Origin of the sequence: Candidatus Jidaibacter acanthamoeba (assembly GCF_000815465.1) — a bacterium.
GTDB classification, from domain to species: domain Bacteria; phylum Pseudomonadota; class Alphaproteobacteria; order Rickettsiales; family Midichloriaceae; genus Jidaibacter; species Jidaibacter acanthamoebae.
Map to the genome: position 1 here is coordinate 1 of NZ_JSWE01000164.1, position 332 is coordinate 332.

General features: G+C 43.1%; 1 protein-coding gene. It reads left to right on the plus strand.

The genetic code is table 11. The features are described from left to right. Positions 1-332: hypothetical protein (locus NF27_RS12580; RefSeq protein ID WP_039457992.1), on the plus strand; the 332-nt coding region annotated here is incomplete at both ends.

Consider the following 332-nt stretch of genomic DNA (forward strand, 5'->3'; position numbering starts at 1 on the left):
GATAATATTAAGGGGAGTAAGGTATATGAGAAGAAGGTAGGAGAGGAAGAAGTAAGGAAGAGAGCGGGGGATAATGAGAAGGATATAGCTAGCAGTTGGCATGCTGGGCTTAGCTTTAGCTGGGACGGGGAGTTTACCGGAAGCATAGGGGGTAGGTATAAGAATGGAGATGATGTATGGTCTGCTGAGGTATCTGAGGCGGCATTTAAGGGGTGGAAGTTAATAGGAGATACGATATCTTCTTGGTTTAAAGGTAGTCAAGGCACTTCTAAAGCTGAGATGAATGCGCATCAAGAAAGTAAGAATAAAGAAGAAAAGGAAAGCTTTAAGGA